General features: G+C 68.8%; 14 protein-coding genes and 3 rRNA genes. 13 read left to right on the forward strand and 4 right to left on the reverse strand.

Annotation, left to right across the window (positions count from 1 at the left end; all coding sequences use genetic code 11):
- Positions 1-50 precede the first annotated feature (50 nt).
- The 4 genes from OH807_RS28090 (at position 51) to OH807_RS28105 (ending at position 4277) form a co-directional block, all read left to right on the forward strand.
- Entirely contained in the window at positions 51-704 is a 654-nt protein-coding gene (locus OH807_RS28090; protein ID WP_400830078.1) for a response regulator transcription factor, read from the forward strand.
- A 69-nt stretch (positions 705-773) separates the two neighbouring features.
- Entirely contained in the window at positions 774-2114 is a 1341-nt protein-coding gene (locus tag OH807_RS28095) for a sensor histidine kinase (RefSeq protein WP_406204039.1), read from the forward strand.
- A gap of 254 nt (positions 2115-2368) precedes the next feature.
- Positions 2369-3352 (forward strand): acyl-ACP desaturase, encoded by a 984-nt coding sequence (locus tag OH807_RS28100; RefSeq protein ID WP_406204041.1) that lies wholly within the window; start codon positions 2369-2371, stop codon positions 3350-3352.
- Between the two features lie 625 nt (positions 3353-3977).
- Positions 3978-4277: a DUF4193 domain-containing protein gene (locus tag OH807_RS28105; RefSeq protein ID WP_148642658.1), complete on the forward strand. Its 300-nt coding sequence runs from the start codon at positions 3978-3980 to the stop codon at positions 4275-4277.
- 310 nt (positions 4278-4587) lie between these two features.
- Here OH807_RS28105 and OH807_RS28110 read toward each other — a convergent pair whose 3' ends face one another.
- A complete protein-coding gene (locus tag OH807_RS28110; RefSeq protein WP_406204044.1) occupies positions 4588-5037 on the reverse strand; it encodes a DUF3093 domain-containing protein in 450 nt (149 codons plus the stop codon).
- A gap of 207 nt (positions 5038-5244) precedes the next feature.
- Here OH807_RS28110 and OH807_RS28115 point away from each other — a divergent pair, with 207 nt between their 5' ends.
- The 6 genes from OH807_RS28115 to rrf all read left to right on the forward strand — a co-directional run bounded on the left by OH807_RS28115 (position 5245) and on the right by rrf (position 12699).
- Complete coding sequence (locus OH807_RS28115) at positions 5245-5787, forward strand: PaaI family thioesterase (protein WP_406211243.1); 543 nt, start codon at positions 5245-5247, stop codon at positions 5785-5787.
- A complete protein-coding gene (dut, locus tag OH807_RS28120; protein WP_406204047.1) occupies positions 5784-6251 on the forward strand; it encodes a dUTP diphosphatase in 468 nt (155 codons plus the stop codon). The genes OH807_RS28115 and dut overlap by 4 nt, the downstream gene beginning before the upstream one ends.
- A gap of 69 nt (positions 6252-6320) precedes the next feature.
- A complete protein-coding gene (locus OH807_RS28125) occupies positions 6321-7124 on the forward strand; it encodes a DUF3710 domain-containing protein (RefSeq protein WP_406204050.1) in 804 nt (267 codons plus the stop codon).
- Positions 7125-7571: 447 nt separating this feature from the next.
- Positions 7572-9095 (forward strand): 16S ribosomal RNA (locus tag OH807_RS28130).
- A gap of 280 nt (positions 9096-9375) precedes the next feature.
- Positions 9376-12497 (forward strand): 23S ribosomal RNA (locus OH807_RS28135).
- 85 nt (positions 12498-12582) lie between these two features.
- Positions 12583-12699: ribosomal RNA gene (rrf, locus tag OH807_RS28140) — 5S ribosomal RNA — on the forward strand.
- Together the 16S, 23S and 5S rRNA genes form the textbook arrangement of a ribosomal RNA operon.
- Before the next feature lie 165 nt (positions 12700-12864).
- Here rrf and OH807_RS28145 read toward each other — a convergent pair.
- Both OH807_RS28145 and OH807_RS28150 read right to left on the reverse strand, forming a co-directional pair.
- Positions 12865-13317 (reverse strand): GNAT family N-acetyltransferase, encoded by a 453-nt coding sequence (locus tag OH807_RS28145; protein ID WP_406204052.1) that lies wholly within the window; start codon positions 13315-13317, stop codon positions 12865-12867.
- A 167-nt stretch (positions 13318-13484) separates the two neighbouring features.
- A complete protein-coding gene (locus tag OH807_RS28150; protein ID WP_406204055.1) occupies positions 13485-14318 on the reverse strand; it encodes a VOC family protein in 834 nt (277 codons plus the stop codon).
- Between the two features lie 300 nt (positions 14319-14618).
- On the opposite strand from OH807_RS28150, the gene OH807_RS28155 reads away from it, so the two are divergent.
- The 3 genes from OH807_RS28155 (at position 14619) to OH807_RS28165 (ending at position 19599) form a co-directional block, all read left to right on the forward strand.
- Positions 14619-16811, forward strand: coding sequence for an ATP-dependent RecD-like DNA helicase (locus OH807_RS28155; protein ID WP_406211245.1), 2193 nt, complete (start codon positions 14619-14621; stop codon positions 16809-16811).
- 224 nt (positions 16812-17035) lie between these two features.
- Positions 17036-18325: a citrate synthase gene (locus tag OH807_RS28160; RefSeq protein ID WP_406204058.1), complete on the forward strand. Its 1290-nt coding sequence runs from the start codon at positions 17036-17038 to the stop codon at positions 18323-18325.
- A 554-nt stretch (positions 18326-18879) separates the two neighbouring features.
- Complete coding sequence (locus OH807_RS28165; protein ID WP_406204061.1) at positions 18880-19599, forward strand: SDR family NAD(P)-dependent oxidoreductase; 720 nt, start codon at positions 18880-18882, stop codon at positions 19597-19599.
- 120 nt (positions 19600-19719) lie between these two features.
- On the opposite strand, the gene OH807_RS28170 is transcribed toward OH807_RS28165, so the two are convergent.
- Entirely contained in the window at positions 19720-22026 is a 2307-nt protein-coding gene (locus OH807_RS28170; RefSeq protein ID WP_406204064.1) for a heavy metal translocating P-type ATPase, read from the reverse strand.
- Positions 22027-22054: the final 28 nt, after the last annotated feature.

Here is a 22054-nt window from a genome sequence, read left to right on the forward strand (position 1 = left end):
CGGAGCCGCGCGTCCGCTTCCGGGGCCGGCCTGGAGAAGGGACAACGACCGTGCGGGTTCTCGTCGTCGAGGACGAGCAGCTGCTCGCCGAGGCCGTGGCCACCGGCCTGCGCCGCGAGGCCATGGCTGTCGACGTGGTGTACGACGGGGAGGCCGCGCTCCAGCGCATCGCGGTCAACGACTACGACGTCGTGGTCCTGGACCGCGACCTGCCGCTGGTCCACGGGGACGACGTCTGCCGCAGCGTGGTGGAGCAGGGGCTGGCCACCCGGGTGATCATGCTGACCGCCTCCGGCGACATCAGCGACCGGGTCGAGGGCCTGGAGATCGGCGCCGACGACTACCTTCCCAAGCCGTTCGCCTTCAGCGAACTCGTCGCCCGGGTCAGGGCGCTGGGCCGTCGGGCGACCGTCCCGCTGCCCCCGGTGCTGGAGCGCGCGGGCATCTCGCTCGACCCCGGCCGCCGCGAGGTGATCCGCGACGGGCGGACCGTCCAGCTCGCCCCCAAGGAGTTCGCCGTCCTGGAGGTGCTGATGCGGGCGGGCGGCGCCGTCGTCTCCGCCGAGCAGCTGCTGGAGAAGGCCTGGGACGAGCACACCGACCCGTTCACCAACGTCGTGCGGGTCACCGTGATGACGCTCCGCCGCAAGCTCGGCGACCCGCCGGTGATCGTCACCGTCCCCGGCTCCGGCTACCGGATCTGACCCCCGCCGGCCCCCGCGGCCGGCCCACCGCGCCCGCCCGCCCGGCGGACGCGCTCCGAGAGGACCATCATGACCACCCCGCCCCCGGCCGGCGGGCCCTCCGGCGCGCCCGCCGGCGGCCCGCGCGCCGTACCGTCCAGGCCCGTACCGCCGAAGCCCGAGCACCCGCCGCGCGCGCCCCGGCTGCACCACGCCTCGCACGAGACCTACGTCCCCGGTGACGGCATGCTCGCCTGGCTGCCGTTCCGCCCGACCATCCGGATGCGCCTCACCCTGCTCTACGGCGGGATGTTCCTGATGGCGGGCGTGGTGCTGCTGCTGCTGATGTACTTCTTCGTCCGGCAGGCCCTGCACGACGTGGCGCCGCCCAAGCTCGACTTCAGCGTGCTCGACCGCAACGGGAACGTCTCCTCGGTGTTCATGGTCGGCGGCGTCCCGATGAGCAGCGACCAGCTCAACCAGATGCTGGCCGGCCGGCACGAGGTGGCCTCCAACGCCGCCCTCAACACGCTGCTGCGCAAGTCCCTCACCATGCTGGTCTGCCTCGCGGTGATCGCCTTCATCGCCGGCTACGCGATGGCCGGCCGGGTGCTGCGCCCGCTCGGCCGGATCACCCGCACCGCCCGCGAGGTGGCCTCCTCCGACCTGCACCGGCGGATCGAGCTGGACGGGCCGGACGACGAGCTGAAGGAGCTCGCCGACACCTTCGACGACATGCTCGACCGGTTGGACCGCTCCTTCGACTCCCAGCGCCGCTTCGTCGCCAACGCCTCGCACGAGCTGAGAACCCCGCTGGCGATCAACCGGACGCTGCTGGAGGTCCAGCTCTCCGACCCGGCCGCCTCGGCCGACCTCCAGCAGCTCGGCAAGACCCTGCTGGCCACCAACGAGCGCAGCGAGCAGCTGGTCGAGGGCCTGCTGCTGCTCGCCCGCAGCGAGAACGAGCTGACCGACCGCCGCGCGGTGGAGCTCTCCGAGGTGGCCGCCCGGGCCCTGGAGCAGACCCGGGCCGAGGCCGGCCGGCGCGAGGTCGAGCTGCGCGCCACGCTCACGCCGGTCGTGGTCGGCGGCAACGGCGTCCTGCTGGAGCGGCTCGCGCTGAACCTGCTGCAGAACGCGGTGCGCTACAACGTCGCCGGCGGCTGGGTCGAGATCACCACCGCCGAGGTGCCGGGCGGCGGCGAGCTGGTGGTCTCGAACACCGGCCCGGTCGTCCCCGGCTACGAGCTGGAGCACATCTTCGAGCCGTTCCGCCGGGTCAAGGGCGCCGACCGCACCCGCAGCGACAAGGGGGTCGGGCTCGGCCTGTCGATCGTCCGCTCGGTGGTCCGGGCGCACGGAGGCACCGTCGAGGCCACCCCGCGTGCCGGAGGGGGCCTGACCATGCGGGTGCGTGTTCCGGGCGCCTGACCACCCGCGCAGGGCCTTCTCGCCCCCCTTGCGCCGACCGGGTCGGCCGCACTCCGTGCGCCGACCGTTCCGAGCCGCCCCCGCCGGGCCTGTCAAGACGACATAAGCCCTGGCGGGGGCGGCTTGTCATTTCCGGTCCGAGCAACTTACGGTGTCGTAACCTACGCAACCGTAGGTGAACCCGACCGTGCGTCCCCGACGTGCCCGCCCAGCGCGCCCGTCCCGCGCGTGCCAGTGCCCCCAGGAGCCTGATCGTGACCATCGCCCCCGTGCAGCGGACCGCCTCGCTCGGATCCAGCGCCTGGACCGACGCGCGACTGATCATGGCCCTCGAAGAGGTGGTGGAGCAGGAGCTCAACCGCCACCTCAAGGTCGCCAAGGACTGGATGCCCCACGAGTTCGTCCCGTGGAGCCAGGGCCGCGACTTCGAGGGCGTGCTGGGCGGCGAGGCCTGGTCCCTGGAGCAGTCCCAGGTGACCCCGCTCGGCCGGGTCGCGCTGGTGGTCAACCTGCTGACCGAGGACAACCTCCCCAGCTACCACCACGAGATCGCCACCATGTTCGGCCGCGAGGGCGCCTGGGGCACCTGGGTGCACCGCTGGACGGCCGAGGAGGGCCGGCACGGCATAGCGATCCGCGACTTCCTGCTCGCCACCCGGGCCGTCGACCCGAACGAGCTGGAGCGGGCCCGGATGAGCCACATGTCGGAGGGCTTCGAGTCCGACAACTCGCACAGCATGCTGCACTCGGTGGCCTACGTGGCCTTCCAGGAGCTCGCCACCCGCATCTCGCACCGCAACACCGGCCACCACGCCGGCGACCCGCTCTGCGACCAGCTGCTGGCGAAGATCGCCAACGACGAGAACCTGCACATGATCTTCTACCGGAACCTGCTCAAGGCCGCCCTGGAGATCGCCCCCGACCAGGCCATGCGGGCCATCTCCGACGTGGTCACCGACTTCCGGATGCCCGGCCACGGCATCCCCGGCTTCGAGCGGGCCGCCGCGCAGATCGCCATCGGCGGGGTCTACAACCTGCGCATCCACCACGACGACGTGCTGCAGCCGGTGCTGCGCCACCTCAAGGTCATGGAGGTCTCCGGCCTCGGCCCCGACGGCCTGCAGGCCCAGGACGAGCTCGGCGTCTTCCTCGGCGGCCTGGACGCCCAGGCGACCAAGTTCGACGAGCGGCAGGCGGCCCTGCTCGCCCGCCGTGCGGCCCGGCAGGCCGCCCGGTAGGCCTCCCGGTAGGTCTCCCGGTGGCGGAGTGGCCGCGGGGGCGGCCGGCGGGCGGCACGCGCCGTCCGCCGGCGACGCGCGCCGGTGGCGGACCGGTGGTGGGCCGGTCCGGGACCGGTAGCGGCCGGACACGAACCGGCGGGGGCGGCACAGCGTGGATCAGGCCGCTCCGCTTGGGTGGATTTTCCGTGGTTTGCCCCGGAAGATTCGGAACGTGACGAAGGTCACACCGTGTCGCTGCAAGGGTTGGCCCGACCTCGGAGCGTGATCATGGCCGACGTCGCTCCGGTTGCCGTCCGTGAGCGAATCGGCCATCGGATCCGGCCCGGTGGATCGGCGCCCGCCCCTGGTGGGCAAGGGAGCGGGCGGCCGGTGGGGCGGCCATTGGTCACTGTGCGTGCCCGCCGGACGGCCCCGCGCACGGGCCGGCGATGGCCCAGCGTGAGGCCTCCGGCCCTTGATCGGATCACCCCAACGGACCCCTGGCTGAGTGTCGATTGAGTAACAGGGCTTGAAGTAAGGCAAAATCTCCGCCTCGGGTCGGGCACAAGACCGACCCCCCATGCGTTACGTGCGCTGGAGATACCCGCACACACCGCACAACCCGGAGGGGGAGAGCGAAAAAATGGCAACGGACTACGACACCCCACGCAAGACCGATGACGACCTCAACGAGGACAGCATCGAGGAACTGAAGGCTCGGCGTAACGAGAAGACCGGTAGCTCGGTCGACGTCGACGAGTTCGAGGCGGCCGAGGGCCTGGAGCTTCCCGGCGCCGACCTCTCGAACGAGGAGCTTTCCGTCCGGGTGCTGCCGCGCCAGGCCGACGAGTTCACCTGCATGAGCTGCTTCCTGGTGCACCACCGCAGCCAGCTGTACAGCGAGAAGAACGGCAACCCGATCTGCCGGGACTGCGGCGCCTGAGCACGAGGGCGGTCATGGCCCGGGCCTCGCAGCCAGCGAGACCGGCACACCGTCCCTTCCGGCCCCGGGCAGCGGGGCCGGACGGCAGCTCCGGCGACCGTCGAGGCGGACGCACCGGCAGTACGGAGTCAGGCAGTAGCCAGCGCAGCACCTTGTACGCGTGTCGTGCCGCACCTCGAGCGGCACCTCGCGGAGTACGGAGACAAGAGGGACGGTCCCGCTTCGGCGGAACCGTCCCTCTCCGTTCGCCGGGTCTCTCGCGCCCCGGGCCCTCGCTGCGGCGCTGCCGGGCGGACTGCCCGGCAGCGCGTCAGGTGCGGGCGCCGCGGCGGGCCGCCTCCAGCGCCTCGGCCAGCTTCATCGGCGAGCGGGTCGACAGGTACAGGTACGGCGTCGGGTCGGCCGGATCACTGACCTCGACCCGCAGCGCGGTCGGGACGTAGCTGCGCAGCAGCATGAAGGCGCGCGGATCCGCGCTGCGGCCGCGCCAGGCCACCGCCTCGGCGGGGCTCAGCGGGTGCGCGGTGCCGAGGGCGTCGACCGGGATCCGGGCCTGGCCCGCGACCAGCGATCCCTGAACCACGCGGATCCGGGCGGAGCCGTAGCTGCTGATCGCGGCCGCGCCGGCCGCGATGCCGACCACCAGCCCGACCAGCGCGCCCACCGCGCTGAGACGCAGCAGGATCAACGCGAGCGTGAGCCCGATCGCGACCGGGAGCAACCACCAGGAGCGCGGCACGGTGAGGCGTTCGTCGTACATGCCCCCATTGTGGGCGCCGTTACGCCGGCGCAGGGACGGCACCCCCGCTCCCCGCGCGGCTACCGGCGGGTAGGGTCGGGCGGCGTGACCGGTTCCACCGCCCCCGCCTCCCCGTCCGCCCCGCCGGCGCCGAGCACCGCGCCGTCGCCGACCACGCCGACGGCCCCGCCGCGCCCGCCGTCGCCGACCACGCCCCCGCCGGACGCGGTGCTGCCGCCCCGGGCCCCCGAGGCCCCGGCGCCGGGCAGCCGGCTCGGCTCGCACTACGAGCACTGCTTCGGCTGCGGCCCGGCACACCCCGGCGGCCTGCGGATCGACGCGGTGGCCGGCGAGGGGCTCGACGTCACCGCCGAGATCACCGTCCGCCCGACCCACCAGGGCGGCCCCGGCCTGGCCCACGGGGGCCTGCTGACCACGGCGATGGACGAGACGCTCGGGACGCTGAACTGGCTGCTGCACGCCCCGGCCGTCACCGGCCGGCTGGAGACCGACTTCGTCCGCCCGGTGCCCGTCGGCTCGGTGCTGCACCTGCGCGCCTGGATCACCGGCGTGCACGGCCGCAAGATCTACAGCGCCGCCGAGGCGCGGATCGGCGGCCCGGACGGACCGGTCGCCGTGCGTGCGCAGGCACTCTTCATCCAGGTGAAGCTGGAACACTTCACCACGCACGGTCGGCCCGAGGACATCGAGAAGGTCCTCGACGACCCGGATCTGATGAAGCGCGCCCGAGCCTTTGAGGTGAACCCTTGAGCAGCACCCCCCGTCCTCCCGTCGACGTTCTGATCAGGCGAATCGACGCCGAGCTGCCGCTGCCCGCGTACGCGCAGCCCGGTGACGCCGGTGCCGACCTGCGGACCACCGTCGACGCCGAGCTGGCCCCCGGCGAGCGCGCCGTGCTCCCGACCGGGATCGCCATCGCGCTGCCCGACGGCTACGCGGCCTTCGTCCACCCCCGGTCCGGCCTGGCAGCTCGTTGCGGAGTTGCTCTGGTGAACGCCCCAGGGACGGTCGATGCCGGGTACCGTGGAGAGATCAAGGTGATCGTCGTCAACCTGGACCCGCGCGAGGCGGTGAGCTTCCGCCGAGGGGACCGGATCGCCCAGCTGGTCATCCAGCAGGTCGAGAAGGCCCGCTTCCACGAGGTGGCCGAACTGCCCGGGTCGGCGCGAGCCGAGGGCGGGTTCGGGTCGACCGGCGGCCACGCCGCGGTCTAGGCTGCCCGCGGCCTCGCAGGAAGCCGAGCAGGTATTCGCATCGGTCTTGGACCGGGAAGGACAGTGACCGTGTTCCGTCGTCGCCAGAAGAGCGAGGACGCTGTCGAGCAGCTCGCCGACGACGCCATCAGCGCCGACGAGACGGCCGATGACGTCGAAGGTTCCGCCGAGAGCGAGAACGAGACCGACCTGGACCCGACCGACCGGGTCGGGCTCCCGCCGGCCCCGCGTCCGGACGGACCGTGGGACCACTCCGAGCTGGAGAACCCCGAGGAGGGCCGGGTCGACCTCGGGGGCCTGCTGGTCCCCGGTGTCGAGGGCATGGAGCTGCGCGTGGAGGTGGCCGGCGACGCGATCGTCGCGGCGACCCTGGTCCTCGGCAACAGCGCCATCCAGCTCCAGGCCTTCGCGGCCCCCAAGTCGGAGGGCATCTGGGGCGAGGTCCGCGAGGAGATCGCCAACGGCATCACCTCCCAGGGCGGCATCATCGAGGAGGAGGAGGGCCCGCTCGGCTGGCACCTCCGGGCCCAGGTCCCCGTGCAGCTGCCGGACGGCACGCAGGGCGTCCAGCTGGTGCGCTTCGTCGGCTGCGACGGGCCGCGCTGGTTCCTCCGCGGTGTCATTTCGGGCCAGGCTGCGGTGCAGCCCGAGATGGCCGGGATCCTGGAGCAGGTCTTCCAGCAGACGGTCGTCGTCCGCGGCGAGATCCCGATGGCGCCCCGGGACCCGATCGTCCTGAAGCTCCCCGAGGACGCGCAGATGGTCGCCGACGGTGGCGGGGCGGCCGCCACCGCCGACGAGACCGACAACCGCTTCGGCGGCACCGCGCTCGACCCGTTCGCCCGCGGCCCGGAGATCACCGAGGTCCGCTGAGCCGGCTGCACGGCTCGCCCGTCGCCCCCGCCCGGATGCCCGGGCGGGGGCGATTTGCATGTGGCGGGCCCGTCCCCGTACAGTTTCGGAGTCGCCGCGAGAGAGCGGGGACAACGCGGAAAGCAAATCCGATGAATGAAACTCCGGAAAAACGGAGCGAAAACATCTGGTAAGCTGGAAACACGAAAGAACGAAGCGCCCGGAGGGCCGGTGTGAAAGCCGCCTGAAGGAAGTGTCCGTTCCTTGAGAACTCAACAGCGTGCCAAAAGTCAACGCCAGATATGTTGACATCCCCGGCCTCGATCGTTTGATCGGGGTTGGAGATTCCTTTTGAAGTAAAACACTAGCGAGGACGCAGTGCGCGGGGCCGCCCTATTCCGGTGGTTGCCGTGCCGCTCGACGCGAGTGCAGCTCGACTGCTTTTCATTAAGCACTGTCGAGAAGACATTCACGGAGAGTTTGATCCTGGCTCAGGACGAACGCTGGCGGCGTGCTTAACACATGCAAGTCGAACGGTGAAGCCCTTCGGGGTGGATCAGTGGCGAACGGGTGAGTAACACGTGGGCAATCTGCCCTGCACTCTGGGACAAGCCCTGGAAACGGGGTCTAATACCGGATATGACCACGGTCCGCATGGACTGTGGTGTAAAGCTCCGGCGGTGCAGGATGAGCCCGCGGCCTATCAGCTTGTTGGTGGGGTAATGGCCTACCAAGGCGACGACGGGTAGCCGGCCTGAGAGGGCGACCGGCCACACTGGGACTGAGACACGGCCCAGACTCCTACGGGAGGCAGCAGTGGGGAATATTGCACAATGGGCGAAAGCCTGATGCAGCGACGCCGCGTGAGGGATGACGGCCTTCGGGTTGTAAACCTCTTTCAGCAGGGAAGAAGCGCAAGTGACGGTACCTGCAGAAGAAGCACCGGCTAACTACGTGCCAGCAGCCGCGGTAATACGTAGGGTGCGAGCGTTGTCCGGAATTATTGGGCGTAAAGAGCTCGTAGGCGGCCTGTCGCGTCGGATGTGAAAGCCCGGGGCTTAACCCCGGGTCTGCATTCGATACGGGCAGGCTAGAGTGTGGTAGGGGAGATCGGAATTCCTGGTGTAGCGGTGAAATGCGCAGATATCAGGAGGAACACCGGTGGCGAAGGCGGATCTCTGGGCCATTACTGACGCTGAGGAGCGAAAGCGTGGGGAGCGAACAGGATTAGATACCCTGGTAGTCCACGCCGTAAACGTTGGGAACTAGGTGTTGGCGACATTCCACGTCGTCGGTGCCGCAGCTAACGCATTAAGTTCCCCGCCTGGGGAGTACGGCCGCAAGGCTAAAACTCAAAGGAATTGACGGGGGCCCGCACAAGCAGCGGAGCATGTGGCTTAATTCGACGCAACGCGAAGAACCTTACCAAGGCTTGACATATGCCGGAAACGGCCAGAGATGGTCGCCCCCTTGTGGTCGGTATACAGGTGGTGCATGGTTGTCGTCAGCTCGTGTCGTGAGATGTTGGGTTAAGTCCCGCAACGAGCGCAACCCTTGTTCTGTGTTGCCAGCATGCCTTTCGGGGTGATGGGGACTCACAGGAGACTGCCGGGGTCAACTCGGAGGAAGGTGGGGACGACGTCAAATCATCATGCCCCTTATGTCTTGGGCTGCACACGTGCTACAATGGTCGGTACAAAGGGCTGCGATGCCGCGAGGCGGAGCGAATCCCAAAAAGCCGGCCTCAGTTCGGATTGGGGTCTGCAACTCGACCCCATGAAGTTGGAGTTGCTAGTAATCGCAGATCAGCATGCTGCGGTGAATACGTTCCCGGGCCTTGTACACACCGCCCGTCACGTCACGAAAGTCGGTAACACCCGAAGCCGGTGGCCTAACCCGTAAGGGGAGGAGCCGTCGAAGGTGGGACCAGCGATTGGGACGAAGTCGTAACAAGGTAGCCGTACCGGAAGGTGCGGCTGGATCACCTCCTTTCTAAGGAGCACATGGCCGCTTGCAGGCGAATGTTCTGCACGGTCGCTCATGGGTGGAACGTTGACTATTCGGCACATCAGGTATGGGCCTGTGAGTACTGCTTCGGCGTGGAAAACAGAGCACCGCATGATGGGTCGGGCACGTTGTTGGGTCCTGAGGGAACGGCCGTATGGTCGTTGCTTCAGAGATGCCGGTCTCACTTGAGGCAGCCCGTTTCGGGTTGTTGATGGTGGGTGACTGGTCGTTGTTTGAGAACTGCACAGTGGACGCGAGCATCTGTGGCCAAGTTTTTAAGGGCGCACGGTGGATGCCTTGGCACCAGGAACCGATGAAGGACGTGGGAGGCCACGATAGTCCCCGGGGAGCCGTCAACCAGGCTTTGATCCGGGGGTTTCCGAATGGGGAAACCCGGCAGTCGTCATGGGCTGTCACCCATACCTGAACACATAGGGTATGTGGAGGGAACGCGGGGAAGTGAAACATCTCAGTACCCGCAGGAAGAGAAAACAACCGTGATTCCGGGAGTAGTGGCGAGCGAAACCGGATGAGGCTAAACCATCAGCGTGTGAGACCCGGCAGGGGTTGCGCTGGTGGGGTCGTGGGATTTTTCTTGATCGGTCTGCCGGCCGGTCGACGAGTCAGAAACCGTATGGGTAGTCGAAGGACATGCGAAAGGTCCGGCGTAGAGGGTAAGACCCCCGTAGACGAAATCTGTACGGCTCGTTTGAAGAACTCCCAAGTAGCACGGGGCCCGAGAAATCCCGTGTGAATCTGGCGGGACCACCCGCTAAGCCTAAATATTCCCTGGTGACCGATAGCGGATAGTACCGTGAGGGAATGGTGAAAAGTACCGCGGGAGCGGAGTGAAATAGTACCTGAAACCGTGTGCCTACAAGCCGTGGGAGCGTCGGACATGCAGCTTGCTGTGTGTCTCGTGACTGCGTGCCTTTTGAAGAATGAGCCTGCGAGTTTGCGGTGTGTAGCGAGGTTAACCCGTGTGGGGTAGCCGTAGCGAAAGCGAGTCCGAATAGGGCGTTTCAGTTGCATGCCCAAGACCCGAAGCGGAGTGATCTAGCCATGGGCAGGTTGAAGCGGAGGTAAGACTTCGTGGAGGACCGAACCCACCAGGGTTGAAAACCTGGGGGATGACCTGTGGTTAGGGGTGAAAGGCCAATCAAACTCCGTGATAGCTGGTTCTCCCCGAAATGCATTTAGGTGCAGCGTCACGTGTTTCTTGCCGGAGGTAGAGCACTGGATAGGCGATGGGCCTCACCGGGTTACTGACCTTAGCCAAACTCCGAATGCCGGTAAGTGAGAGCGTGGCAGTGAGACTGTGGGGGATAAGCTCCATGGTCGAGAGGGAAACAGCCCAGAACACCGACTAAGGTCCCTAAGCGTGTGCTAAGTGGGAAAGGATGTGGAGTCGCAGAGACAACCAGGAGGTTGGCTTAGAAGCAGCCACCCTTGAAAGAGTGCGTAATAGCTCACTGGTCAAGTGATTCCGCGCCGACAATGTAGCGGGGCTCAAGCACATCACCGAAGTCGTGTCATTGCAGCATATAGGGCCAACGCCTGCTGTGATGGGTAGGGGAGCGTCGTGTGCCGGGTGAAGCGGCGGTGGAAACCAGTCGTGGACGGTACACGAGTGAGAATGCAGGCATGAGTAGCGATACAAGAGTGAGAAACTCTTGCGCCGATTGACCAAGGGTTCCTGGGTCAAGCTGATCTGCCCAGGGTAAGTCGGGACCTAAGGCGAGGCCGACAGGCGTAGTCGATGGACAACGGGTTGATATTCCCGTACCCGCTTTGAAGCGCCAACGCTGAACCAGGTGATGCTAAGGCCGTGAAGCCGGCCCGGAGTCTTCGGACAAAGGGACGTGGTGGAGCCGCCGGACCAAGTCTGTATTAGGTGAGCGATGGGGTGACGCAGGAAGGTAGTCCAGCCCGGGCGGTGGTTGTCCCGGGGTAAGGGTGTAGGCCGAGTGATAGGCAAATCCGTCACTCATTGAGGCTGAGACCTGATGCCGAGCCGATTGTGGTGAAGTGGATGATCCTATGCTGTCGAGAAAAGCCTCTAGCGAGTTTCATGGCGGCCCGTACCCCAAACCGACTCAGGTGGTCAGGTAGAGAATACCGAGGCGTTCGGGTGAACTATGGTTAAGGAACTCGGCAAAATGCCCCCGTAACTTCGGGAGAAGGGGGCCATTCCTGGTGGAGAGTCTTGCACTCCGAGCTGGGGGTGGCCGCAGAGACCAGCGAGAAGCGACTGTTTACTAAAAACACAGGTCCGTGCGAAGCCGTAAGGCGATGTATACGGACTGACGCCTGCCCGGTGCTGGAACGTTAAGGGGACCGGTTAGCTCTGATTCGTCGGGGCGAAGCTGAGAACTTAAGCGCCAGTAAACGGCGGTGGTAACTATAACCATCCTAAGGTAGCGAAATTCCTTGTCGGGTAAGTTCCGACCTGCACGAATGGCGTAACGACTTCTCGACTGTCTCAACCATAGGCCCGGTGAAATTGCATTACGAGTAAAGATGCTCGTTTCGCGCAGCAGGACGGAAAGACCCCGGGACCTTTACTATAGCTTGATATTGGTGTTCGGTTCGGCTTGTGTAGGATAGGTGGGAGACTTTGAAGCAGCAACGCCAGTTGTTGTGGAGTCGTCGTTGAAATACCACTCTGGTCGTGCTGGATGTCTAACCTGGGTCCGTGATCCGGATCAGGGACAGTGTCTGGTGGGTAGTTTAACTGGGGCGGTTGCCTCCTAAAGAGTAACGGAGGCGCCCAAAGGTTCCCTCAGCCTGGTTGGCAATCAGGTGTTGAGTGTAAGTGCACAAGGGAGCTTGACTGTGAGACTGACGGGTCGAGCAGGGACGAAAGTCGGGACTAGTGATCCGGCGGTGGCTTGTGGAAGCGCCGTCGCTCAACGGATAAAAGGTACCCCGGGGATAACAGGCTGATCTTCCCCAAGAGTCCATATCGACGGGATGGTTTGGCACCTCGATGTCGGCTCGTCGCATCCTGGGGCTGGAGTAGGTCCCAAGGGTTGGGCTGTTCGCCCATTAAAGCGGTACGCGAGCTGGGTTTAGAACGTCGTGAGACAGTTCGGTCCCTATCCGCTGTGCGCGTAGGAGTGTTGAGAAGGGCTGTCCCTAGTACGAGAGGACCGGGACGGACGAACCTCTGGTGTGCCAGTTGTCCTGCCAAGGGCATGGCTGGTTGGCTACGTTCGGGAGGGATAACCGCTGAAAGCATCTAAGCGGGAAGCCTGCTTCGAGATGAGCACTCCCACCTCCTTGAGAGGGTAAGGCTCCCAGTAGACGACTGGGTTGATAGGCCGGATATGGAAGCCCTGTAAGGGGTGGAGTTGACCGGTACTAATAGGCCGAGGGCTTGTCCTCAGTTGCTCGCGTCCACTGTGTTGTTCTGAAACAACGACCCCCATGCCAGGTCACGGTATGGGTGCGGTGATAAGTTTCATAGTGTTTCGGTGGTCATAGCGTGAGGGAAACGCCCGGTTACATTCCGAACCCGGAAGCTAAGCCTCACAGCGCCGATGGTACTGCAGGGGGGACCCTGTGGGAGAGTAGGACGCCGCCGAACAATCATTCCAGAAAGACCCCCTCCGGATTCCGGAGGGGGTCTTTCTGCATGTACGGGCACATAACATGCCCGGATACAGGTAGGCAGATGGACAGAGAGCCCCGTCCGGGTCCCGGGCGGGGCTCTCTGCCTTCCCGGCCGGCCCGGCAGGCCGGGAGGACGGCACTACAGCGTGAGCTTGAAGCCGAGGTGCGAGGCGACGAAGCCGAGCCGCTCGTAGAAGCGGTGGGCGTCGGTGCGGGTGGTGTCGGAGGTGAGCTGCACGAGGTGGGCGTCGAGCTCGCGGGAGCGGTCGATCGCCCAGTGGATCAGCTCGGTGCCGAGCCCGCTGCCGCGTTCGTCGGCGTGGATCCGGACGGCCTCGATGATGGTCCGGGTGGAGCCCTTCCGGGAGAGCCCGGGGACGATGGTCAGCTGGAGGGTGCCTACCGTCCGGCCGGCGCGATCGGCGACGACCAGGTGCTGGTGCGGGTCGGTGTCGATGCGGGTGAAGGCGGCGCGGTAGGGGGTGAGGTCGTCGGGGCTCTCCCGGGCGGCGCCCAGGGGGTCGTCGGCGAGCATGGCCACTATCGCCGGCAGGTCGTCGGCGGTGGCCCGGCGGATCGTCAGATCGGTCATGATCACAGCCTAGGCGGCCCGCGCGGGGCCGCCTTGCCCGAGCGAGGGGACTGCTGGACCTTCCGCCGCCCGATGCGGCCCCGGTGGCCTCCTGCGGCCCTCCAGGCCCCGTGCGGGGCCATGTCGACGGCCTCCCGCGGGCCCGGTCGCCCTGCGGTGACCCGTCGTCACCCGTCCCTCGGCGTGCTGGTGATGACGGCGAAGGCGGCACCGTGCGGGTCGATCAGCTGCGCGAGCCGGCCGACGCCGTGCACGTCCGTAGCGGGAACGCGGACGGTCGCGCCGAGCTGCCCGGCGAGTGCGACGGCGGCGTCCACATCGGGGACTTCGATGTACGGCAGCCAGTGCGAGGCGGTGCCGGCGGCGGTCTGCTCCGGGCCGAGCTGCGTGATGCCGCCGAGCGCGTCGTCCGTGCCGCCGCCGGCGGGGGTGAGGACGGTGTACATCGCCTCGCCGAGCGGGACGTCCTGCTCCTGCCAGGAGAGGACGGCCCGGTAGAACACCTTCGCCGCCTCGGCGTCGATGCTGTGGCACTCCGCCCAGCAGAGGGCGCCCTCCCCGTCGACCGCCTCCAGGCCGGGTACGGCGAAGGGCTCCCGGACGGCGAACCCGGCGCCGGTGGGGTCGGTGAACCCGGTTGCCCGGGCGCCGGGCGGAGCGGGGCGGACGGTGCCGCCGGCGGCCTCGACGAGTCGGGCGGTCCGGCCCGCGTCGGGCGTGCAGAAGTGGATCGTCCAGCCGGAGCCGGAGCCGGAGCCGGAGCCGGAGCCGGTGAGCGGGGTCAGGGCGGCGACGGTCCGGCCGTCGTGGCGGAAGAGTCCGGAGCCGTCGGACGAGGAGCCGCCGCGACTGTCGGACGCGTCGGGGTCGGGGCCGGGCAGCTCGGTGGGGGCGAAGGTCCAGCCGAACACCGTCGCGTAGAAGGCGACCGAGGCGTCGGTGTCCGGGCTGGTCAGGTCGAGCCAGTTGGGGGAGCCGGGGGTGAAGGCGGTGGTGAGCACGGCGGCACTGCTCCTTGGCCGCTGCCCGTCGCGGTCGGGGCGCGGTCGGGTCCGGGGCGCGGTCGGGGTGGAATCCGCCACCAGCCTGGCACTGCTCCCGCGGGGGCCGCACCCGCTGGGCCGGGCGGGCCACCGCCCGTACCGTGCCCCGCCCGTACCGTGCCCCGCGCGACCGGCGCAACCGGTGTCCGATGCAGACGGTACGGTGCGGAGCGTAACTGCACCCGTACGGACGAAGGGGGCCCGGTGGCCAGGCAGACGCAGCAGTCGCCGGCGGCTCAGGCGAGCCCGCCGCGCCAGCTGGCCCAGGTGGACGGCGTGCTGGAGCGGATCACCTACGCCAACGAGGAGACCGGCTACACGGTCGCCCGGGTGGACACCGGCCGGGGTGGCAACGACCTGCTGACGGTGGTCGGCGCGCTGCTGGGGGCCCAGCCGGGGGAGTCGCTGCGGTTGCACGGCCGGTGGGGCTCGCACCCGCAGTACGGCAAGCAGTTCGTGGTGGAGAACTACACGACGGTGCTGCCGGCGACGATCCAGGGCATCCAGCGGTACCTGGGGTCGGGGCTGATCAAGGGGATCGGGCCCCGGTTCGCCGAGCGGATCGTCGAGCGCTTCGGGGTGGACACCCTGGAGGTGATCGAGAACGAGCCGGGCCGGCTGATCGAGGTGCCTGGGCTGGGGCCGAAGCGGACGAAGAAGATCGCGGTGGCGTGGGAGGAGCAGAAGTCCATCAAGGAGGTGATGGTCTTCCTGCAGGGGGTCGGCGTCTCGACCTCGCTGGCGGTGCGGATCTACAAGCAGTACGGGGACGGCTCGATCGGGGTGGTGAAGAACGAGCCGTACCGGCTGGCGTCGGACGTCTGGGGCATCGGCTTCCTGACGGCGGACCGGATCGCGCAGGCGGTGGGGATCCCGCACGACAGTCCGGAGCGGGTGAAGGCGGGGCTGCAGTACGCGCTGTCGCAGAGCAGTGACCAGGGGCACTGCTACCTGCCGGAGGAGCGGCTGATCGCGGACGGGGTGAAGCTGCTCCAGGTGGACGTCGGCCTGGTGATCGACTGCCTGGCGGAGCTGGTCGCGACGGAGGGAGTGGTGCGCGAGTCGGTGCCGGGGGACGCCGGCGAGCCGATCACCGCGGTGTACCTGGTGCCGTTCCACCGGGCGGAGATCTCGCTGGCGAACCAGTTGCTGCGGCTGCTGCGGGCGGAGTCGGACCGGATGCCGTGGTTCTCGGACGTCGACTGGCCGGCGGCGCTGGCCTGGCTGGCGAAGCGGACGGGGGCAGAGCTGGCACCGGAGCAGGAGCAGTCCGTCCGGCTGGCGCTGACCGAGAAGGTCGCGGTGCTGACGGGCGGGCCGGGCTGCGGCAAGTCGTTCACGGTGAAGTCGATCGTGACGCTGGCGCTGGCGAAGCGGGCCAAGGTGGTGCTGGCGGCGCCGACCGGCCGGGCGGCGAAGCGGCTGGCGGAGCTGACCGGGGTGGAGGCGTCGACCGTCCACCGGCTGCTGGAGCTGAGGCCGGGCGGGGACGCCGCGTACGACCGGGACCGGCCGTTGGACGCGGACCTGGTGGTGGTGGACGAGGCGTCGATGCTGGATCTGATCCTGGCGAACAAGCTGGTCAAGGCGGTGGCGCCGGGGGCGCACCTGCTGTTCGTGGGGGACGTGGACCAGCTGCCGTCGGTCGGTGCCGGTGAGGTGCTGCGGGACCTCCTGGCGGACGGCGGGCCGATCCCGTCGGTGCGGCTGACGAGGATCTTCCGGCAGGCCCAGCAGTCCGGGGTGGTGACCAACGCGCACCGGATCAACGAGGGGCTGCCACCGCTGACGGAGGGGCTGGCGGACTTCTTCCTGTTCGTGGAGGACGACACCGAGCGGGCGGCCGGGCTGACGGTGGACGTGGTGGCGCGGCGGATCCCGCAGCGGTTCGGCTTCGACCCGCGGCGGGACATCCAGGTGCTGGCGCCGATGCACCGGGGGCCGGCCGGCGCGGGGAGTCTGAACACGCTGCTGCAGGCGGCGGTGACGCCGGCCCGGGAGGGGCTGGCGGAGCGGCGGTTCGGCGGGCGGACGTTCCGGGTGGGGGACAAGGTGACCCAGATCAGGAACAACTACGACAAGGGACAGAACGGCGTCTTCAACGGCACCGTGGGGGTGGTGACCGCGCTCAGCGTGGACGACCAGCGGCTGACCGTGCTCACCGACGAGGACGAGGAGGTGCCGTACGACTTCGACGAGTTGGACGAGTTGTCGCACGCGTACGCGGTGACGATCCACCGGTCGCAGGGAAGCGAGTACCCCGTGGTGGTGATTCCGGTCACCACCTCCGCCTGGACGATGCTCCAGCGGAATCTGCTCTACACGGCTGTGACCAGGGCACGGAAACTGGTTGTGCTGGTCGGGTCACGGAAGGCGATCGGGCAGGCCGTTCGGACCGTCAGCGCAGGTCGGAGGCACGCCGCGCTCGATCACCGGCTGGCCACTGGATGATTCTCCAACGGATGGTTGCCTCTATTGTTCTCTTGACGTGAAGAGATTTACGGCAGAGCCTGGGGTGGTGCCGATCTTGTCCGGTTCGTACCGGCTGCGGCGGCAGGTTTTGTAGGGGTGGTCCCTTTCGGGCCACCCCGGGTGCGCGGCTGTCCGCCAGATGGGGGATGGTAGAGACAGTCAGGGCACCTTGGAAGAGGATTCATTTCGTCGGTGAGGAAGACGTGAGCGACAACTCGGTAGTACTGCGGTACCAGGACGGCGAGTACGAGTACCCCGTCGTCGAGAGCACTGCGGGCAACGCCGGCTTCGACATCTCGAAGCTGCTCCCGCAGACCGGCCTGGTCACCCTGGACAACGGCTTCGGTAACACCGCCGCGTACAAGTCCGCGATCACCTTCGTGGACGGCGACAACGGCATCCTGCGGTACCGCGGCTACCCGATCGAGCAGCTCGCCGAGCAGGGCAGCTTCATCGAGACCGCGTACCTCCTGATCAACGGTGAGCTGCCGACGGCCGACCAGCTGGCGGAGTTCAACCGCGAGATCACCCAGCACACCCTGCTGCACGAGGACGTCAAGCGCTTCTACCAGGGCTTCCCGCGCGACGCCCACCCGATGGCGATGCTGTCGTCGGTGGTCGGTGCGCTGTCCACCTTCTACCAGGACAGCCACAACCCGTTCGACGCCGCCCAGCGTCACCTGTCGACGGTCCGCCTGCTGGCGAAGCTCCCGACCATCGCGGCCTACGCGTACAAGAAGTCGGTCGGCCAGCCGTTCGTCTACCCGCGCAACGACCTGAGCTACGTCGAGAACTTCCTGCGGATGACCTTCGCGGTGCCCGCCGAGGACTACGAGCTCAACCCGGTCGTGGTCAACGCCCTGGACAAGCTGCTCATCCTGCACGCGGACCACGAGCAGAACTGCTCGACGTCCACCGTGCGCCTGGTGGGCTCCAGCCACGCCAACCAGTTCGCCTCGATCTCGGCCGGCATCTCGGCGCTCTGGGGCCCGCTGCACGGCGGCGCCAACCAGGCCGTCCTGGAGATGCTGGAGAGCATCCAGAAGGACGGCGGTGACGTCGACGGCTTCATCCGCAAGGTGAAGAACCGCGAGGACGGCGTCAAGCTGATGGGCTTCGGCCACCGCGTGTACAAGGCGTTCGACCCGCGCGCCGCGCAGGTCAAGATCCTGGCCCACGAGGTGCTCGGCCAGCTCGGCAAGTCCGACGAGCTGCTCGACATCGCCCTCAAGCTGGAGGAGCACGCGCTCCAGGACGACTTCTTCGTCTCGCGCAAGCTCTACCCGAACGTGGACTTCTACACTGGCCTGATCTACCGCGCCATGGGCTTCCCGACGAGCATGTTCACCGTGCTCTTCGCCCTCGGCCGGCTGCCGGGCTGGATCGCCCACTGGCACGAGATGATCAACGACCCGACCAGCCGGATCGGCCGTCCGCGCCAGATCTACACCGGCACCGCGATCCGCGACTACGTGGAGCTCGACGCCCGCTGACCCGGGGCGGTCCGCCGGCGCACGGTCGCCGGCGACCGACCGGTGCAGGACCTCGAAGGGCCCGGCCGCATCACGCGGCCGGGCCCTTCGCCGTCCCCGCGCGGGCGGGGACGGAAGGTGTACGGCGCACGACTCCGGGGGCGGCCGCAGCCCGGGACGGCCGCTCAAAGCGTCCCAGACTCGCCACTCCCCGGCGCCGTGCGCGAGGCCGCCAACAGTCGACGACCGTCCCGGGGCCCGCCGGAGCCCCGTCGGCGGCAGTGGTGGGGTGTGGCGACGTGAAGCCGTTCGTCACGTCCCCGTCCACCGAAAAAATGCCGCACTACCAACCTAAGACGTATCAGGGTGCGAGAAGTTACGCCCGGGGGGTGTGAGCTGCCTCTCGCCACGCTCCGTGTGCGGGCGGTGCCCGGCCCATATCACACCTTCCGCCGGCGGTGACGTCACCCTCCCCGCAGTCACGGCAACCGAGCGTGATAGGAATCGTGGCATTCCGGTACGGACCGCCCCGCACCCTCGCAGCGTGGCGGCGGAACTGGGGAGGGAGTGCGCAGATGGCCAGGAACGTCGTAGTCACCGGTGGCGGCACGGGGATCGGGTACGAGGTGGCGCGCCGGTTCGCCGAGGCGGGCGAACAGGTCGTGATCGTCGGCCGCCGGCGGGCGGTGCTCGAACAGGCCGCGGCCGACCTCGGGCCGAACGTCACCCCCCTGGTCCGCGACCTCGCCGACCCGGACGACGTCGAGGCCGCGCTCGCCGAACTGCCCGAGCGGATCGACGTGCTGGTGAACAACGCCGGCAGCCGGGAGACGGTGATCGGCGGCGGGCCGCACGCCCTGCTGGCCCGCTGGCGCGGCGACTTCGAGCGCAACGTGCTCACCGTGGTGCTGCTCACCGAGTCCGTCCGCGACCGGCTCACGCCGGGCTCCGGCCGCGTGGTCACCGTCAGCTCGATCGCCGCCCTGCGCGGCGCCGGCTCGTACGGGGCCGCGAAGGCCTCGCTGCACGCCTGGAACCACTTCCTGGCCGCCCAGCTCGGCACCTCCGGCATCACCGCCAACATCGTCGCCCCGGGCACCGTGGCGGGCACCGAGTTCTTCGGCCCGCGGCTGGACGAGGCCGAGGTGTCCCGCCGGGCGGCCCGGACGCTGCTGGGCCGGATCGGGGAGGCGGGTGAAGTGGCGGCCGCGGTCTACTTCCTGGCCTCGGCGGAGGCCGGGTTCGTCACCGGCGAGATCCTGCACTGCAACGGCGGCGAGCTGCTCGGCCGCTGACCGCTCCGCGGCCGGCGGCGGTCGGCGGGGGCGCCGCACGCGCCGCGGGGCCGGACGGGGACGTCCGCACGACGAAGGGCCCGTACCGGTACGGGCCCTTCGTCGTGCGTGCCGGCCGGCTCAGGCCGCCCGGAAGCGGCGCAGGCGCAGGCTGTTGGTCACTACGAAGACGGAGGAGAAGGCCATGGCGGCGCCGGCGATCATGGGGTTGAGGAGGCCGGTGGCGGCGAGGGGGAGGGCGGCGATGTTGTAGCCGAAGGCCCAGAAGAGGTTGCCGTGGATGGTGGCGAGGGTGCGGCGGGAGAGGCGGATGGCGTCGGCGGCGGCGCGCAGGTCGCCGCGGACGAGGGTGAGGTCGGCGGCCTCGATGGCGGCGTCGGTGCCGGTGCCCATGGCCAGGCCGAGGTCGGCCTGGGCGAGGGCGGCGGCATCGTTGACACCGTCGCCGACCATGGCGACGTGGTGGCCTTCGTGCTGGAGGCGGCGGACGGTGGTGGCTTTGTCCTCGGGGAGGACGTCGGCGATCACGTCCTCCGCCGCGATGCCGATCTCGGCGGCGACGGTGGCGGCGACGGTGGCGTTGTCGCCGGTGAGCAGGATGGGTCGCAGGCCGAGGGCGCGCAGCCGGGTGATGGCTTCGGTGCTGGTGGGTTTGACGGCGTCGGCGACTTCGAGGATGGCGCGGGTGGTGCCGTCCCAGGCGACGGCGACGACGGTGCGTCCGGCGGCCTCGGCGGTGCGCTTGGCCTCGGCGAGCGGCTCCGGCAGGTGCTGCGCCCGGTCGGCGAGCAGTTGCTCGCGGCCGGCGACGACGGTGTGGCCGTCCACCAGGCCCTGGACGCCGAGGCCGGGGATGTTCTCGAAGCCGTCGACTGCGGGCAGGGTGCCGAACTTCTCGGTGGCGGCGGTGGCGATGGCGGTGGCGATGGGGTGTTCGGAGGCGTGTTCGAGGGCGCCGGCGAGGCGGAGGGCTTCGTTCTCGGTGGTGTCGTCGGTGGTGCGGACGGCGAGGAGGGTCATCTGTCCGGTGGTGACGGTGCCGGTCTTGTCGAGGACGACGGTGTCGATCCGGCGGGTGGTCTCCAGGACTTCGGGGCCCTTGATGAGGATGCCGAGCTGGGCACCGCGGCCGGTGCCGACCATCAGGGCGGTCGGGGTGGCCAGGCCGAGCGCGCACGGGCAGGCGATGATCAGCACCGCCACCGCCGCGGTGAAGGCCTGGGTGGGGCTGTTCGAGGCGAGCAGCCACCCGACCAGGGTGCCCAGGGCGATCAGGATGACCAGCGGCACGAAGACGGCGGAGATCCGGTCGGCGAGCCGCTGCGCGGCGGCCTTGCCGTTCTGCGCCTCCTCGACCAGCCGGGCCATCCGGGCGAGCCGGGTGTCGGCACCGACCCGGGTGGCCTCGACCACCAGGCGGCCGCCGGCGTTGACGGTGGCGCCGGTGACGGCGTCGCCGACCGCGACCTCGGCCGGGACGGACTCGCCGGTCAGCATCGAGGCGTCCACGGCGGAGGCCCCCTCGACGACCACGCCGTCGGTGGCGATCTTCTCGCCGGGGCGGACCACGAAGCGCATGCCGACGGCGAGCCGGTCCACCGGCAGCCGCAGCTCGCGACCGCCCTGGAGGACGGCGACGTCCTTGGCGCCGAGGTCGAGCAGCGCGTGCAGGGCGGCGCCGGCGCGGCGCTTCGAGTGGGCCTCCAGGTAGCGGCCGAGCAGGATCAGGACGGTGACGGCGGCGGCCGTCTCCAGGTACAGGCTGGACGAGGCGGCGGTGTCGCCGACCGTGAGCGAGAAGGAGTGCCGCATCCCGGGCCTGCCCGCGTCGCCCCAGAACAGGGCCCAGCACGACCAGCCGAAGGCGGCCAGGGTGCCGAGCGAGACCAGGGTGTCCATGGTCGCCGCGCCGTGCTTGAGGTTGGTCCAGGCCGCGCGGTGGAACGGCAGCCCGCCGTGGACGACCACCGGGCCGGTGAGCGCGAAGGCCAGCCACTGCCAGTTGGCGAACTGCAGCGACGGGATCATCGACAGCATGACCACCGGGACGGACAGCACGGCGCTGATCAGCAGCCGGTCCAGCAGGGGGTCGGCCGGGGCGTGCTCCGGGCCGGTGCCGGCCTCGCCGGCCGGGGCGACGGGGGCGGCGGGCGGCGGGGGGAGCTCCGCGGTGTACCCGGTGCGCTCGACGGTGGCGATCAGGTCGGTCACGCTCACGCCGGGCCCGAAGTCGACCCGGGCCTTCTCGGTGGCGTAGTTGACCGTGGCCTCGACGCCGTCCATCCGGTTGAGCTTCTTCTCGATGCGGGCCGCGCAGGAGGCGCACGTCATTCCGCCGATGGACAGCTCGACGCGGTCCCGCACGGCCGCGGAGCCGTCCGTCGCGGCGGGGCCCGGGGCGGTCGAGCCCGGGGTGGAGGTGCTCATGCGGATCAGCTCCTAGGTCGTGGCGGAC

Source organism: Kitasatospora sp. NBC_01560, from assembly GCF_045208415.1.
Lineage (GTDB): Bacteria > Actinomycetota > Actinomycetes > Streptomycetales > Streptomycetaceae > Kitasatospora.

Excerpts from the sequence above, each read along its gene's own strand:
- OH807_RS28095 (WP_406204039.1), top strand. The coding sequence starts at position 774 with ATGACCACCCCGCCCCCGGCCGGCGGGCCCTCCGGCGCGCCCGCCGGC.
- OH807_RS28105 (WP_148642658.1), top strand. The coding sequence starts at position 3,978 with ATGGCAACGGACTACGACACCCCACGCAAGACCGATGACGACCTCAAC.
- OH807_RS28110 (WP_406204044.1), bottom strand. The coding sequence starts at position 5,037 with ATGTACGACGAACGCCTCACCGTGCCGCGCTCCTGGTGGTTGCTCCCG.
- OH807_RS28145 (WP_406204052.1), bottom strand. The coding sequence starts at position 13,317 with ATGACCGATCTGACGATCCGCCGGGCCACCGCCGACGACCTGCCGGCG.
- OH807_RS28165 (WP_406204061.1), top strand. The coding sequence starts at position 18,880 with ATGGCCAGGAACGTCGTAGTCACCGGTGGCGGCACGGGGATCGGGTAC.
- OH807_RS28170 (WP_406204064.1), bottom strand. The coding sequence starts at position 22,026 with ATGAGCACCTCCACCCCGGGCTCGACCGCCCCGGGCCCCGCCGCGACG.